This is a genomic window from Micromonospora sp. NPDC047707 (assembly GCF_040704235.1).
Lineage (GTDB): Bacteria > Actinomycetota > Actinomycetes > Mycobacteriales > Micromonosporaceae > Micromonospora.
The window spans coordinates 181,754-196,979 of record NZ_JBEYSU010000004.1 but is presented as its reverse complement, the minus strand read 5'-3'; the positions used below and the strand labels follow the sequence as shown (position 1 = coordinate 196,979).

Sequence of the window (15,226 nt, the reverse complement as noted above, 5' to 3'; positions counted from 1 at the left end):
CGGGCGGCGGGCGCGACACCGAGGGGGCGAGTGCCGGAAATGTCAGCAACGTCACGCGCACTGTACTATATTGATCCTCGACTGTGGTACTCCGGGTAACTGGATCACCGGCAAATCTGGACAAATGGGTTGTGGGCTTGCTCACCGCGCGGAGTTTTTCCGAGCGTCACCCTTGACATCGCGAGCGTTCGTGAAAGTATTCACAAGCGAACTTGAGTTACCGGGACATTGCCTGGATATGCTCGTCAGGTTGAGCTGTTCCAGCAGGTCCACGGGGCCAACAGCCTGCTCACGCACTGCCGAATAGTCGTACGCGAACCGTTACGGCCGGCACTGCGGACGCATATAGGAAAAGCACCACTGCACCATCTGCCACCCATCCAGAATGAGGAGTGTTGCCGCCATGGACTGGCGTCACCATGCTGTCTGCCGCGACGAGGACCCGGAGCTGTTCTTCCCGATCGGGACGTCCGGTCCGGCTCTCCTGCAGGTCGAGCAGGCCAAGGCCGTCTGCCGGCGCTGCTCCGTGACCGACCAGTGCCTGCAGTGGGCGCTCGAGTCGGGTCAGGACGCCGGCGTCTGGGGCGGGATGAGCGAGGAGGAGCGGCGCGCTGTCAAGCGTCGCGGCGGCCTCCGGGTGCTGCGCGCTCACTCCGCCTGATCACGAACCGAAGCACACGCCCCGGTCGGCCCAGCCGCCGGGGCGTTCTGCTGCCCGGCGGCGCCGCCCACTCGGCCGGCGCCGCCGTCGCCGTCGACCGGGCCCCTTCCGCTACCGGACAGAGCGGGCCCTTCCCTGCACCGCGTCCACCCGGCGGAGGACCAGGTCGGCGAGTTCCGGGGCGTCGGTGAGCGGGGCGGCCACCGCCACGGCGCCGGCGTCCCGCGCCGACACGGTCGTCACGTCATGGAACAGGCCGGGCGCGAGGAAGTACGCCGCGACCGCCACGCGCCGCGCGCCACGGGCCCGGAGGTGCGCCACGGCGGCCCCGGCCGCCGGCGGCGCGGCGGAGGCGTACGAGACCCGCGTCGGGGCGCTCAGCGCCGTACCGAGGGCCGCGGCGACCCGTCCCACCGAGGCACGCGCGGCCGGGTCCCGGGTGCCCGCCGCCGCGAGCACCAGGGCGTCGTACCCGCCGGGCCCGGCCTCGGCGAGACGCCGTCGCAGCCCCGCCAGCAGGGCGTGGTCGACGTCCGCGGTGGCCGGGCCCAGCACGTCGGTCACCCGTACCGCCAGGCCGGGCACCGTCTCGCGGGCCGCGGCCACCGCCGCCGGGATGTCCACCCGCCGGTGGTACGCGGCGGTGAGCAGCAGCGGCACCAGGACAACGCGGCGGTGCCCGGCCGCGCCCAGCTCGCGCAGCACCTCGGTCGGCCCCGGACGGGTGTGGTCGAGCCAGCTCGGCAGCACCCGCAGGCCGGGCCGGGCGGCCGACACCGCCCGGGCCAGCGCACGGGTCGCCTCGGCGGCCCGCGGGTCCCGGCTGCCGTGTGCGACCAGGACCACCGGATCCGCGCCCTCCCCGGCGCCCGGGACCGCCGGGACACAGCCCCGGACCGCCCGGTCGGCACGGCCCCGGACCGTCGCGAGGGTCAGACGTGCAGGCCGCACTCGGTCTTCTCGAACATCGCCCAGCGGCCGGCGCGCGGATCCTCCCCCGCCTTCGTACGGCGGGTGCAGGGCCAGCAGCCGATCGAGCCGTAGCCGCGACCGAACAGCTCGTTGACCGGCACGTTCCAGCGGGAGACGTACGCGTCGACGTCGCCCTGCGTCCACGCCGCGATCGGGTTGACCTTCACCTTGCCCCGGCGGGTGTCGAAGGTCACCACCGGCGTGTTCGCCCGGGTCGGCGACTCGTCCCGACGCAGCCCGGCCGCCCACGCGTCGTAACCCGCGAGCGCCCGCTCAAGCGGCTCCACCTTGCGCAGCTGGCAGCAGTCGTCCGGGGACCGGTTGAACAGCCGGGGGCCGTACTCGCCGTCCTGCTGGCCGACGGTCAGCCGGGGCCGGATCGACCGGACGGTGACCGGCAGGGTGCGGGCCACCTCGTCGCGCACCCTGAGCGTCTCCGGGAAGTGCAGCCCGGTGTCCAGGAAGACCACGTCCACCCCCGGCGCGACCCGGGACACCAGGTGGGCCAGCACGCCGTCGGCCATCGAGCTGGTGACACAGAATCGGGCGCCGAAGGTCTCGGCGGCCCAGCGGGCGATCTCCAGGGCGGGCGCGCCCTCCAGTTGCCGGCCGGCCTCCTCCGCCAGCGCGCGCAGCTCGTCCGGGTCACGCCGGGTCGGGTCGGCCGGGTGCGGCCCGGCGGCGCCGACCAGGCCGAGGTTCGCGGCGGAGACGAGACTCATCGGGTCACCGCCGTCGAGAGCAGGCCGGTGAACCGGACGGTGAAGACCCGGGCGCAGGCGTGGCACTCCCAGGCGCCGTGACCGGCCTCGCTCGGCCGCAGGTCCTCCTCCCCGCAGTACGGGCAGTACAGCGGCACGGACCTGGACTCGCTCATCTGAGTTCCTCCTCGTCGACCCTGATCACCCAGTTGGCGAACGTCTCGCCCTCGTTCCGGCCGGCCAGGTAGCGGCGGGCCAGCCGTTCCACGTACTCCGGAAGCTCCGCCGCGGTGGTCTTCAGGCCGCGCAGCTTGCGGCCGAAGCCGGCGGTCTGCCCCTGCGCCATGCCGAGACCGCCGCCGAGGTGCACCTGGAAGCCCTCCACCTGGCGGCCGTCCGGGCCGACCACCAGCTGGCCCTTGAGGCCGATGTCGGCGACCTGGGTGCGGGCGCAGGCGTTCGGGCAACCGTTGATGTGGATGGAGATGTCGGCGTCGAAGTCGCGCAGCCGCTGCTCGAGCCGGGCCACCAGCTCCTCGCCGCGCGCCTTGGTCTCGACGATGGCGAGCTTGCAGTACTCGATGCCGGTGCAGGCCATGGTGCCGCGCCGCCAGGCCGACGGCCGGGCCTCCAGGCCGATCCCGCGTAGCGCCTCGACCAGGGACTCCGTGCGCTCCGGCGCCACGTCCAGCACCAGCAGCTTCTGGTACGGCGTGAGCCGCACCCGGTCGCTGCCGTGCGCCTCGACCACGTCGGCGAGCTGCGCGAGCTGGCTGCCGGAGACGCGGCCGACGACGGGGGCGGCGCCGACGTAGTGACGCCCGTCGCGCTGCGGGTGCACGCCGATGTGGTCGATCGGCTTCGCCGGCAGGTCCGCCGCCGGCCCGTCCAGCAGGGCCCGGCCCAGGTACTCCTTCTCCAGCACCTCGCGGAACTTCGCCACACCCCAGTCGGCGACCAGGAACTTCAGCCGCGCCCGGTTGCGCAGCCGGCGGTAGCCGTAGTCGCGGAAGATGCCGACCACGCCGGCCCACACGTCCGGCACCTCGTGCAGGGGCACCCACACGCCCAGCCGCTTGGCGAGCATCGGGTTCGTGGAGAGGCCGCCGCCGACCCAGAGGTCGAAGCCGGGGCCGTGCTCGGGGTGCTCGACGCCGAGGAACGCGATGTCGTTCGCCTCGTACGGGGTGTCGACCAGCCAGGAGATCGAGGACTTGAACTTCCGGGGCAGGTTGGAGAACTGCTTGTCGCCGACGTACCGGCGGACGATCTCGTCGATCGCGGGCGTCGGGTCGACCGCCTCCTCCCGGGCCACCCCGGCGACCGGGCTGCCCAGCACGATGCGGGGGCAGTCACCGCACGCCTCGGTGGTCTGGAGGCCCACCGCCTCCAGCCGGCGCCAGATCTCCGGCATGTCCTCGACGCGGATCCAGTGGTACTGGATGTTCTGCCGGTCGGTGATGTCGGCGGTGTCCCGGGCGAACTCGCGGGAGATGTCGGCGACCACCCGGAGCTGGGCGAGGCTGAGCTGGCCGCCGTCGACCCGCACCCGGAGCATGAAGAACTCGTCCTCCAGCTCGTGCGGCTCCAGGACGGCGGTGCGCCCGCCGTCGATGCCGGCCTTGCGCTGGGTGTAGAGGCCCCACCAGCGGAACCGGCCGCGCAGGTCCTGCGGGTCGATCGAGGCGAAGCCCCGGTGGGCGTAGATGTTCTCGATCCGGGCCCGGACGTTCAGCGGGTCGTCGTCCTTCTTGATCCGCTCGTTGGGGTTGAGCGGCTCACGGTGGCCGAGCGCCCACTGGCCCTCCCCACGCGGACGGCGGGGCGCCCGCGCGGGACGGGGCGTCGGGCCCTCGGGCCGGGCCGGGATGCTGCTGACCGCCATCGCGGCGTCCTCCGTTGTCTGGTGCGGCTCATGGGTGCGCTGGGCGCGGCGGCCTGCCCGGTTACGGGCTGGAGACAACGGTGTCGGAACAGCCGGCGCGCAGCGCCCGAGACAGAGTGGTCGGGCGTCGTCAGTGGGCCGGACAGATCGCGCTGCGCACGCGGCCGTAATCGACGTGGCGACGGGCCACGAAGCGGCGGACGACAGCGGCGGTCATGACGTCATGCTGCCACAGCGCCACAGGACCGGCCAATGCGTGCGTGCGGGATCCCACATCACGGGCCGAAGACGGCACGAACGCGGAAGGCGTCGGCGGGTCAGCCGCCGGTGCCGCGCGACAGCGGGACGACGAGCATCGCCTCGGTGCCGCCGCTGGCGCTGTTCCGCAGCTCGATCGTGCCGCGCAGCTCGCCGGTGACCAGCGCCCGGACGATCTGGAGGCCGAGGTTGCCGCCGCGCTCGGGGTCGAAGTCCGTGGGCAGGCCGCGCCCGTTGTCCGCCACCGACACGTGCAGCATCTTGCGGAACCGGTGCGCCGAGACGACCACCTCGGGCACCGGCAGGTCCGTCGTGGCCGACGTCGAGGGCACGACCGGTACCGCGGGCTCGCCCGCCACCGCGGGCTCGCCGGGTCCCGCCGTCGTGTCGCCGCCGGCCGGGACCGTGCCGTCGGGCCCGCCCACCGCCGCCTCGTCCGCCGGGAAGCCGTGTTCGACGGCGTTGAGCAGGAGTTCGTTGAGGACCATCACCAGCGACGTGGCGATCTCGGCGGGGAGCACGCCGAAGCTGCCCTGGCGGCGCATCCGGACCGTCGACTCGGTGGCCGCCACCTCGGTCGCCGCGCTGGCCACCCGGTCGACGATCCCGTCGAACTCGACCGCCTCGTCGCTGGACAGCGAGAGCGTCTCGTGCACCAGCGCGATCGAGGCGACCCGGCGTACCGACTCCTCCAGGGCGACCCGGGCCTCCGGCATGGCCACCCGGCGCGCCTGGAGCCGCAGCAGCGCGGCGACGGTCTGCAGGTTGTTCTTCACCCGGTGGTGGATCTCCCGGATGGTGGCGTCCTTCGTCATCAGGGCGCGGTCACGGCGGCGGACCTCGGTGACGTCGCGGACCAGCACCAGCGCGCCGATCGGCACCCCGGCGGGCATGAGCGGCAGCGCCCGCGTCAGCATGGTCGCCCCCCGCGCGTCGATCTCGCGGCGCGGCGGCGCCTCGCCGCGCAGGGCCGCGAGGACGCCGTTGGCCGCGTCGGTGCCCTCCAGCGGGTCGGCGGCGAGGCGGCGGTGCAGCGCCGCGAGATCCTCGCCGACCAGGTGGGAGGCGTGGCCCAGACGACGGTACGCCGACTGCGCGTTCGGGCTCGCGTACGTGACCTTGCCGCTCGCGTCCAGCCGGACCAGCCCGTCACCGACCCGCGGCGCCGACGTGGTCTCGCCCTGATGCCGGGGCGGCGGGAAGGTCCCGTCGGCGATCATCTGCGCGAGGTCGTCGGCGGTGGTCAGGTAGTTCAGCTCCAGCTGGCTGGGCGTACGCGCGGTCGACAGGTTGGTGTCCCGCCCGACCACGGCGATCACCTCGCCGTGCTCCCCCTCGGTGGTCCGCAGCCGCACCGGGATCGCCTCGTGCCGGGCGGGGACGTCCCCGTACCAGACCGGATCGCCCTCCCGCCAGATCCGGCCCTGGCGGTAGGCGACCTCCAGGTGGGCCACCTCGGGCCCGCCGATGATCCGGCCCACCTGGTCGTCCTGGTACGCCGTCGGCGCGGTGGTCGGCCGGACCTGCGCCACGCAGAGGAACGTCCCGTCGCCGTCCACCGGCACCCAGAGCAGCAGGTCGGCGAAGGAGAGGTCGGAGAGCAACTGCCAGTCGCCCGCGATCCGGTGCAGGTGGTCGATGTCGGCCGGGCGGAGCTGGGTGTGCTCCTCGGCGAGGTCGCGCAGCGTGGACACGCTGACCAGCGTGCCACGCCGGCACTCACATCGTCGCGGTGACCTTCTTGAGCCCCCGGGGCGCGTCCGGGTCCTCGCCACGGGCGATCGCGAGGGCCAGGGCGAGGCGTTGCAGCGGCAGGATGTCCAGCAGCGGGGCGTACCGCTCGTCGACCTCGGGCACGGCCATCCGGGTGGCGCCCGGGACGTCGGCCGAGCCGACCACGACCACGTCGGCGCGCCGCTCGCCGAGCCGCGGCAGCACCTCTCCCATCGACCGGCCACCGGGGCCCGAGCCGACCACGGCGAGCACCGGCACGTCCGGGTCGGTCATGGCGAGCGGCCCGTGCAGCAGATCGGCGCCCGAGAAGGCGAGCGCCGGCAGGTAGGACGTCTCCATCAGCTTCAGCGCCGCCTCCCGGGCGGTCGGGTACGCGTACCCCCGGCCGGTCGTGACGAGCTGGGCGGCGAACCGGTACCGGGGGGCGAGCTGGGTGGGGGTCTCGTCAGCGAGGGTGCGAGCGGCCAGTTCGGGGAGCGCGTCGAGGGCCGCCCGCTCGTCGGCGGGGAGCGCGCCGTCGCCGGCCCGGATGCCCTCCACGAGCATCAGGAGGGCCAGCAGTTCGGCGGTGTAGGTCTTGGTGGCGGCCACCGCCCGTTCGTGCCCGGCGGCGATGTCGACACTCAGCTCCGCGGCGCCGGCCAGTGGCGAGTCGGGCGCGTTGGTGACCGCGAGGGTGAGCGCCCCGGAGGCGCGAGCGGTCCGCAGCACCTCGGTGAGGTCCGGGGAGCCGCCGCTCTGGCTCACGCCCACCACGAGCGCGTCGGACAGGTCCGGCCGCGCGCCGTACACGGTGACCGCGCTGGGCGAGGCGAGCCCGGCGGGAAGGCCGAGGCGGATCTCGGTGAGGTACGCGCCGTAGAGCGCGGCGTGGTCGGAGGTGCCGCGGGCGGTGAACACCACGTGCCGGGGGCGACGTTCGGCGATGACGGCGGCGACCCGGGTGATCGCACCGGTGTGCTCGGCGGAGAGCAGTCGCGCGTACCCCGCCGGCTGCTCGTCGATGTCGGCGGCCATGCCGGCCCCTGGACGCGTCACGGAAGCTCCTCCCAATGCGCGATTGCCGCGCGTTTCCTGCTCAGTCTTGCACCTTTGATCTGATCCAAGCAATGCAACGAGCAGTACTGCGCAGACGATCACTAAGATTCCTCAACATCACCTACGCTGTCCCGACCTCACACAGCACTGGAGCGAAACGGACGTGTCCGAGCACGAGCGGGACCTGCCGGCGGCGGAGGAACTGGCCCTGGCCCGGTCGGCACTGGCCGACGGCGACCTGGCGCACGCCGCCGCGCACGTGGCGGGCGCACTCGCGCAGGCGCCCACCCTGCCCGAGGTGCACGAGGTCCTCGCCCGCCTCGCCGCCGCCGGCGGGGGCGGACTCGACCTGTTCCCCCTCCGCCACAACGTCTTCGTCGGCACCGTGGTCGCCCGCGCCCACCTGCTCGCCGCCGCCGGCCGCCCCGCCGAGGGACTGGACCTGCTCGTCGCGGCCACCGGCCACGCCCCCGCGACCCCCTGGGCGGAGGTGCCCTGGGTGACCGCGCCCGACCTGGCGGAACGTCTCGACCCCGACCGCACCGCCCGGATCCTCATGCAGGTGTGCGCGGCCGCGCCGGATCCGGTGCCCCGGGCCGGCCGGGCGGCCCTGACCCCGTACCTCGCGCTGGCCCGCAACGCGGTCACCGTCCACCCGGGCCACGCGCTGCTGCTCGGCGCGGCGTCCGCGCTCGCCCGGCGGATCGGCGAGGTCACGGTCGCGATCCGCTGGGCCAGCCAGGGCGTACGCGTGGAGCCGTCGAAGATCGGCGAGGTGTGGCTCGGATACGCGTACCGCAGCGCCGGCCGCATCCGGGAGGCGCTGTCCGCGCTCGAACGGGCCGTCGCGCACGATCCGGACGACCTGGCCGTGTACGCCGACATCGCCGGCACCCTCGCCGACCACGGCCGGCTCGACGAGGCGCTCGACTGGATCGACCGGGCTCTCGCCCGGGACCCGTCCTTCGACTGCGCGGTGCACACGGCGCACCGGTTGCGGTTCCGGCGCGACGGCGACGCGGCGCACCTCGTCGCGCTGGCCGACTTCACCCGGGAGCACCCGGACGACACCCACGAGCACGCCGACCTCGCCGAGGCGTGCGCCGGCCGCCCGTGGCTCGGGCAGGTCACACCCGCCGTCGGGCCGGCGGTGGACGCGCTGCGCGCCGTCCTCGCCGACGACCATCGCGGACTGGGCGCCGCCGTCCGGCTGGAGTCGCCGACGCCGCCGAGCGCCCTGCGTACGCTCACCGCCGCCGCGCCCGGCCTGCGGGTGGAGATGGTCGGCGGGCCCGGCCCGGATCCGCGCGAGCCGCGCCGGGCGACCGGCCGGCAGCTGTGGCGGTACGACGGCGACTCGGTCACGCCCGCCGTCCCGGCGCCGTCGGCGGAGGCCGCCGCGCACCTCCGGCAGTTCGTGCACCCGGCGTGGCCGCACCCGCCGGCGGCGTACGACGCCGCGGTGGCACTGGCCACCCTCGACCTCGCGGACCTGCTCGGCCTGCTCGTCCACCCGCCGGCCGCCCCGCCGACCGCGCTGGGCCGGGTACTCGACGGTCAGGACCCGGCGCTGTGGACCCGCAGCGTCCAGGTCTGGACCTGCCTGGGGCTGCTGCACCACCGCACCGACGAGCCGTGGGCCGGGTCGACCCGACGCCGGGTGCTGCTGGACCTGGCGTGGGGCGTCGAGGACTGGACCTCCGAGGCGGCGCTGTTCGCCCTGGTCACCATGGCCTGGGTGGACCCGTCGGTACGCCAGGACGTCGCGGCGGTCGTGGCGGAACGGCTGGCCGACGCCGCGGAGGTGGCCCGGACGCGACCGGTGTCGATCGCCGCTTCCCTGGGTCACCTGGCGCTGGCCACCCCCGACCTGGCCCCGGAGGCGCGGGCGCTGGCCCACACTCTGACCGGTGGCCCGCCACGGGGCCCCGGCGGTCCCGGCCCGCTACGCCGCCTCTGGCGTCAGCTGACCACCCTCCTCCGCCGCCCCTGACCACCCCAGCGCCCATCACCGCCCGCCGTCCACCGCCCGCCCCACGCGGCGGCCGGCCGGCGCCCGGTCAAGATCCGCGCACTTTCCCGGAAAGTGCGGCCTCACCGCGCCGGGAGGCCACACGTTCGGGGAAGTTGTGCGCTGCGGGTCGCGTGCGGCGCGCAGCGCACGCCGCGCCGCCGGCGCGGCGTCGGGTCAGGGGGTCGGGTCAGGGGGTCGGGGTCTTGGCCAGGGCCGTCTCCGCCTCGTCGGCGGGGGCGGCCGGCGGGGTGTTCGCGGTGCGCAGCGGGATCTCCTTGATGAACCAGGCGAGCAGGGGCACCACGACGGTGAAGAGCACAGCCCACAGGAAGACGTTCGAGATCGCGTCGGCGAGACCACCGAGGACCACCTCGCGGGCCTGCGCCGGCAGCTCCCGGAGCCGCTCCAGGTCCATCGCCGCGCCGGCCTCGCCGCCCCCGCCGAAGGAGCCGCCGGCCGGGGAGTCGGCCAGCCGGTTGGCGAAGATGGCCCCGAACAGGGAGATGCCGAACGAGCCGCCGATCGAGCGGAAGAACGTGGCCGCGCCGCTCGCCGCGCCCAGGTCGCGCTGTTCCACGCTGTTCTGCGCGATGAGCATCGAGGTCTGCATGAGGAAACCCATGCCGACGCCGAGCACCAGCATGTAGAGCGAGGACTCGATCTTGCTGGTGTGCACGTCCAGGCGGGTCAGCAGCGCCATGCCGGCGGTCATCACCACACCGCCGACGATCGGGAACGCCCGGTACCGGCCGGTCCTCGTGATCGCCCGGCCCACCAGCAGCGACACCACCAGCATCCCGAACATCAGCGGGAGCAGGAGCAGCCCGGAGTTGGTGGCCGAGGCGCCCTGCACGGTCTGCTGGTAGAGCGGCAGGAAGTTCATCGCGCCGAACATCGCGAAGCCGAGCAGGAAGCCGACCACCGAGATCAGCGCGAAGTTGCGGTTGGCGAAGAGCCCGAGCGGCAGGATCGGCTCGACCGCCCGCCGTTCGACGACACCGAAGGCGGCGAGCGCGATCAGGGCGAACGCGGCCAGGCCGAGGATCTGCGGGGAGGCCCAGGCGTACTCGTTGCCGCCCCACGTGGTGATCAGGACGATCGCCGTGATGCCCGCCGCGAGCAGCGCGGCGCCCCACCAGTCGATGCGGTGCTCGGTGCGGTGCCGGGGCAGGTGCAGGGTGGCGATCAGCAGCACCAGTGCGACGCCGCCCAGCGGCAGGTTGACGTAGAACGCCCACCGCCACGAGAGGTGGTCGGTGATGAAGCCGCCGACGAGCGGGCCGGCCACCATGGCGATCGCCATGATGCCGGCGATCATGCCCTGGTAACGCCCCCGCTCGCGGGGCGGAACCAGGTCGCCGATGATCGCCATGACCCCGACCATCAGGCCGCCGGCGCCGAGCCCCTGGACGGCGCGGAACGCGATCAGTTCGACCATCCCGCCGTCGGCCCCGCCGAACAGCGCGGAGCCCGCCATCCCGCAGAGCGCGGAACCGATCAGGAAGATGACCACCGCGGTCAGGAAGACCGGCTTGCGGCCGTAGAGGTCGCCGATCTTGCCCCAGATCGGGGTGGAGACGGTCGTGCCGAGGACGTACGCGGTCACCACCCAGGTGAAGTGGTCCAACCCGCCGAACTCGCCCACGATCCGCGGCAGGGCCGTGCTGACGATCATGTTGTCCAGCATCGCCAGCATCATGGCGATCATCAGGCCGAAGAGCACGAGCCGGATGTTCGGTCGTACCGGTGCCTGCGCTGCCTCGCTCATCGGTAGGCTCCCCCCGAGATGTGTGCAACTTACTTGCCGCCCGGCTAGTCAGCTTACTAGCCGCACGGTAAGTTGGGCACCGGACAACGTCAAGCGAATCGGGTGGTGAGGGTGAGGGAGAGCACAGGCGGCACGCGGGAGCGGATCAAGGCCGTCGCGCTGGAGCTCTTCACCGAGCAGGGGTACGAGAAGACCTCGCTCCGGGAGATCGCCGAGCGGTTGAACGTGACGAAAGCGGCGCTCTACTACCACTTCAAGAGCAAGGACGAGATCGTCAGCAGCTTCGTCGAGGACCGCCTCGACCACATGGCCGAGCTCGTCGCGTGGGCCGAGGAGCAGCCGGCCACCCTGGAGACCCGGCGGGCGATCCTCGGCCGGTACGCCGACACGATGTTCGCCGGCGACCAGCCCTCGGTGATGCGCTTCTTCGAGCAGAACCAGACGGTGCTGAAGAGCCTCGCCGCCGGCCAGCAGATGCGGAACCGCATGTTCGGCCTGGCCAACGCCCTCTGCCGGGGTGACGACTCCCCCGGCGCCCAACTGCGGGCCGTGCTGGCGCTGTTCGCCGTGCACAGCAGCTGGTTCGCGGTACGCACCCCGGGCATCAGCGACGCGGAGCGCCGCCGGATCGCGATGGAGGTCGCCGAGGAACTGCTCGCGGCCATCGGCCCCCGGCCGGACGAGCCGTCCTGACCTACGGCTCGCCGGGCCCGCCGGCGCCGGACCGGCCAGCCCGCAGCCGGCGACCGCGCCCGCCCGCGAGGCGAGGTCAGCCGGTCAGGTCCAGCCGCAGGGCGAGCAGGTCCACGCCGGCCAGCGGCGACCAGTCCTTCTCCGGTAGGCGGACGAAGCCCCGCCGCCGGTAGAGCCGCTGCGCCGAGGCGGCGTGGCCGTCCCGTACGCAGATCACCACCGCGGAGCAGCCCGAGCCGGTGGCGCGCGCCACGCACGCGTCGACCAGCGCCGCCCCGACTCCCCGGCCCTGCGCGGCCGGGTCCACGGCGAGCATCCGGAACTCCGCCTCGCCCGGGCCGGACAGCTCGGCATACCGGCTGCCGGGCAGGACGAAGGTCACCGAGCCGAGGACGGCGTCCGTGACCGGGTCGACGGCGACCAGCACGTCGCCGTGCGCCGCCCGGGTGGCCACGTCGGCGAGCACCGCGCCGTACCCGGTCTCGCCCTTAAGCTGCCCGTCGGCCTCGTACGCGGCGACCGTCAGCCGCGCCACCGCGGCGAAGTCGGCCGGCCCCGCCGACCGCACGAGCACGCTCAACCGATCACCGCGATCAGGTCGCCGTCCTGCACCACGTCGCCCTCGTTGACGGCGAGCTGCTGCACGACGCCGTCGGACTCGGCGACGACCGGGATCTCCATCTTCATCGACTCCAGGATCACCAGGGTGTCCCCCTCGGACACGGTGTCACCGGCCGACGCGACGACCTTCCAGACGTTCGCCACCATCTCGGCGCGGATCTCCTCGGCCATCTCCCGGCCCTCCCTCTCGCGACTGCCTGCCGACGTATCCAATCATGTCGGCGGGCCGCGGTGGGCGGGAGCGGGCGGCCGGACCGTGGTCCACTCTCCGACGTGCCGCGCCCGGCGTGTCGGGCGGCGCGGCGTACCGGAAGGGGCCCGGACGGGGGCCGCCGGCGGTGGCGGCACTAGCATCAGCGGGTCGGAGCCGGCCGGTGCGTGCCGCGGCGTCGCGGACGCCCACGGCGGTGGCAACGGCCAACACGAGGAGGTCACCATGGCGAAGAAGGCCCGCAAGAAGAAGGCTCGTAAGAAGAGCTCCGCCAACCACGGCAAGCGCCCCAACTCCTGAGGCGCCGGCCGGGCGGATCAGTTCCGGTGCGGACACGGCGGTGGCCCGGGTCGTCCCCGACCCGGGCCACCGGTGTCTGTTTCTCCAGGGTCAGTCGGCCAGTTCCCGCGACTCGCTGCTCTCGAAGACCACGAGCTCGGTCAGCTTGACCCGGAGCCGCTCGCGCAACTGCTCGGGGGCCGTCTCGTTGCCGCAGCAGCGGGCGACCAGCGCCTTGACCTCCTGCTCGATGCCGTACTCCCGCAGGCAGTGCCCGCACTCGTTGAGGTGGTACCGGATCAGCGTGCGGCGCTCCTCGGCGCACTCCAGGTCCAGGTAGAGGTAGACCTCCGCCAGCACCTCGCGGCAGTCCGTCTCGTGCGGCTCTCCACAGCTCACGTCACACCTCCCGGCCGGCGGCAGCGGTCGAGCCCTTCGACGACGCGGAGCTGAAGCCCCGTTCGGCCGCGTACTGCTCGAGCAGCTTGCGCAGATTACGTCGGCCCCGGTGCAGGCGCGACATCACCGTGCCGATCGGCGTGCCCATGATGTCGGCGACCTCCTTGTAGGAGAAGCCCTCGACGTCGGTGAGGTAGACGGCCAGGCGGAACTCCTCCGGCAGCTGCTGGAGGGCCTCCTTGACGTCGCTGTCCGGGAGCCGGTCCAGCGCCTCCGTCTCGGCGGACCGCAGCCCGCTGGAGGTGTGCGACTCGGCCTCGGCGAGCTGCCAGTCGGTGATCTCGTCGGTCGGCGCCTGGATCGGCTGCCGCTGCCGGCGACGGTAGGAGTTGATGTAGGTGTTGGTCAGGATCCGGTACAGCCAGGCCTTCAGGTTGGTGCCCTGCTCGAACTGGTGGAAGGCCGCGTACGCCTTCAGGTACGTCTCCTGGACCAGGTCCTCGGCATCCGCCGGGTTGCGGGTCATCCGCAGGCCGGCAGCGTAGAGCTGATCGACGAAGGGCATAGCGTCCCGCTCGAAGCGGGCCCTGCGCTCGTCCGTCTTCTCGGTGGTCAACCGCACATCCCCTCGCGTCGGATGCTTTCCCGCCGAGGATACGCGCACGGACCTGCCCGCAGATTCACTTCCGGCGGGTGTGCCCGCGCTCACCGGGTCGACCGGCGGCACCGCCGCGGGCCAGTCCGGACCGTCCAGCAGCCGACGCAGCTGCCGCGCGCCCCGCTCGTCCCGTTCCCGGGCCTGCGTCTCGGTCGGCACCCGTCACCCCTCTCGCCAGAAATGTCGTCCGGGGAGTGCAACGCGGGACCCCGTGCCCGACATTCCGACCGCCGGCCCCGTTCCTGGTCCCGGCTCGACCTCGGCGGAGACCGACGCTGGGACCAGGAAGGGCCTGGGAGGACCGGCACCGCCGCCCCCAACCGGGCAATACGGCACCATCCGGTGCAACGAGGGTGCCCCACGCGGGTCACGCGCGGCCGCGCAGGTCCACCCGTCCGTCCGATACGAAGGCGGCTGACCGCGGTCGGTGCCCGCGGGTGGCCGAGCCAGCATCTTCCCCGAAGTTGCGCGGATCCTGGTCGCCCAAAGCCGCACTTCCCCCGATGTTGTGTGGATGCCGGTCGCGGAGCCAGTCGAGCACCACCGCCGCCGTGCCGGCCGGATCCTTGCGCAGGTCGTGGCGCTCCCCGGGGCGGGTAACCACGCGCACCGCCGGCCCCGCCTCCGGCACCCCGAAGGGGTCGCGGTCGCCGTTGACCACGAGCGTCGGCAGGCCGGTGGCCAACTCGTCGGCCCGGGACCGCTCCGGGCGGCCCGGCGGGTGCAGCGGGAACGCCAGGGCGACCACGGCCACCGCGCCGACCGCCGTGGCGGTGCGGCAGGCTACCCGCGCGCCGCTGGATCGGCCCCCGACCACCAGGGGTACGCCGGGCCACCGCTCCCGCAGCGCGGACACCACGACCGTCCACGCCTCGTCCAGTTGTCCCGCCGGTGCGGGCGCACGTCGGCCGGCCACCCGGTAGGGCTGCGTCACCCGCGCGACGACCAGCCCGGCGGCCACTGCGGCGTCCCGGACCGCGACCAGGTCAGGCGCGTCCACCCCGCCGCCCGCGCCGTGCCCGAGCACCAGCAGGGCGACCGGAGACCTGACCGGCGCAGCGGAACCGTCAGTCGGCGCGGTGCCGGACGGACCCGTGGCGTACGGACCGGTCGGCAGGTCGACGTCCACCCGAGCCGGCCCGCGTGGGGTGGCGATTTCCTCCGTCAGCGACACGGATCCCATTCTCGGCCGTCCCGCCGCCGTCCCGGGGACGCGCCACCGGATCCGCCGCGCCGGTCCGGCAGCTGCGGGCCCGGCACCTTGATCCACTCGACGTCATGCGTATCGGGCTGACGCGGGATGCCCCGACTTCCGGCAGGCCGAGTGGATCATG

General features: G+C 73.7%; 14 protein-coding genes and 1 pseudogene. 3 read left to right on the top strand and 12 right to left on the bottom strand.

The window, feature by feature from the left end:
- Positions 1–403 precede the first annotated feature (403 nt).
- Positions 404–661, top strand: coding sequence for a WhiB family transcriptional regulator (locus AB0873_RS06455; protein ID WP_007072794.1), 258 nt, complete (start codon positions 404–406; stop codon positions 659–661).
- 111 nt (positions 662–772) lie between these two features.
- On the opposite strand, the gene AB0873_RS06450 is transcribed toward AB0873_RS06455, so the two are convergent.
- The 6 genes from AB0873_RS06450 to AB0873_RS06425 form a co-directional block, all read right to left on the bottom strand.
- Complete coding sequence (locus AB0873_RS06450) at positions 773–1,507, bottom strand: CbiX/SirB N-terminal domain-containing protein (RefSeq protein ID WP_366598791.1); 735 nt, start codon at positions 1,505–1,507, stop codon at positions 773–775.
- Between the two features lie 86 nt (positions 1,508–1,593).
- Positions 1,594–2,355, bottom strand: coding sequence for a phosphoadenylyl-sulfate reductase (locus AB0873_RS06445; protein WP_366598704.1), 762 nt, complete (start codon positions 2,353–2,355; stop codon positions 1,594–1,596).
- Positions 2,352–2,510, bottom strand: a complete 159-nt coding sequence (locus AB0873_RS06440) for a hypothetical protein (protein WP_366598703.1) — start codon at positions 2,508–2,510, stop codon at positions 2,352–2,354. Before AB0873_RS06440 ends, AB0873_RS06445 begins: the two co-directional genes overlap by 4 nt.
- Entirely contained in the window at positions 2,507–4,219 is a 1,713-nt protein-coding gene (locus tag AB0873_RS06435) for a nitrite/sulfite reductase (RefSeq protein WP_366598702.1), read from the bottom strand. Before AB0873_RS06435 ends, AB0873_RS06440 begins: the two co-directional genes overlap by 4 nt.
- A 317-nt stretch (positions 4,220–4,536) precedes the next feature.
- Positions 4,537–6,171, bottom strand: a complete 1,635-nt coding sequence (locus AB0873_RS06430; RefSeq protein WP_366598701.1) for a histidine kinase N-terminal domain-containing protein — start codon at positions 6,169–6,171, stop codon at positions 4,537–4,539.
- Between the two features lie 25 nt (positions 6,172–6,196).
- Complete coding sequence (locus AB0873_RS06425) at positions 6,197–7,228, bottom strand: SIS domain-containing protein (RefSeq protein WP_366598790.1); 1,032 nt, start codon at positions 7,226–7,228, stop codon at positions 6,197–6,199.
- A gap of 184 nt (positions 7,229–7,412) precedes the next feature.
- On the opposite strand from AB0873_RS06425, the gene AB0873_RS06420 reads away from it, so the two are divergent.
- Entirely contained in the window at positions 7,413–9,242 is a 1,830-nt protein-coding gene (locus AB0873_RS06420; protein WP_366598700.1) for a tetratricopeptide repeat protein, read from the top strand.
- A gap of 208 nt (positions 9,243–9,450) precedes the next feature.
- On the opposite strand, the gene AB0873_RS06415 is transcribed toward AB0873_RS06420, so the two are convergent.
- Positions 9,451–11,031 carry an MDR family MFS transporter gene (locus AB0873_RS06415; protein ID WP_366598698.1) on the bottom strand — a complete coding sequence of 527 codons (1,581 nt, stop codon included), beginning with the start codon at positions 11,029–11,031 and terminating at the stop codon, positions 9,451–9,453.
- Positions 11,032–11,136: 105 nt separating this feature from the next.
- Between AB0873_RS06415 and AB0873_RS06410 the strand changes: the two genes are divergently transcribed.
- A complete protein-coding gene (locus tag AB0873_RS06410; RefSeq protein ID WP_366598697.1) occupies positions 11,137–11,724 on the top strand; it encodes a helix-turn-helix domain-containing protein in 588 nt (195 codons plus the stop codon).
- A gap of 76 nt (positions 11,725–11,800) precedes the next feature.
- Here AB0873_RS06410 and AB0873_RS06405 read toward each other — a convergent pair whose 3' ends face one another.
- The 5 genes and pseudogenes from AB0873_RS06405 to AB0873_RS06385 all read right to left on the bottom strand — a co-directional run.
- Positions 11,801–12,304, bottom strand: coding sequence for an N-acetyltransferase (locus AB0873_RS06405; protein WP_366598696.1), 504 nt, complete (start codon positions 12,302–12,304; stop codon positions 11,801–11,803).
- Entirely contained in the window at positions 12,301–12,516 is a 216-nt protein-coding gene (locus tag AB0873_RS06400; RefSeq protein WP_091068708.1) for a biotin/lipoyl-binding carrier protein, read from the bottom strand. Before AB0873_RS06400 ends, AB0873_RS06405 begins: the two co-directional genes overlap by 4 nt.
- Before the next feature lie 430 nt (positions 12,517–12,946).
- Entirely contained in the window at positions 12,947–13,234 is a 288-nt protein-coding gene (gene rsrA, locus AB0873_RS06395) for a mycothiol system anti-sigma-R factor (RefSeq protein ID WP_155330436.1), read from the bottom strand.
- Between the two features lies 1 nt (position 13,235).
- Positions 13,236–14,051 carry a sigma-70 family RNA polymerase sigma factor gene (locus AB0873_RS06390; protein WP_366598695.1) on the bottom strand — a complete coding sequence of 272 codons (816 nt, stop codon included), beginning with the start codon at positions 14,049–14,051 and terminating at the stop codon, positions 13,236–13,238.
- Positions 14,052–14,415: 364 nt separating this feature from the next.
- Positions 14,416–15,075 (bottom strand): annotated as a pseudogene (locus AB0873_RS06385) (alpha/beta family hydrolase); the annotation flags it as partial.
- Between the last annotated feature and the right edge of the window lie 151 nt (positions 15,076–15,226).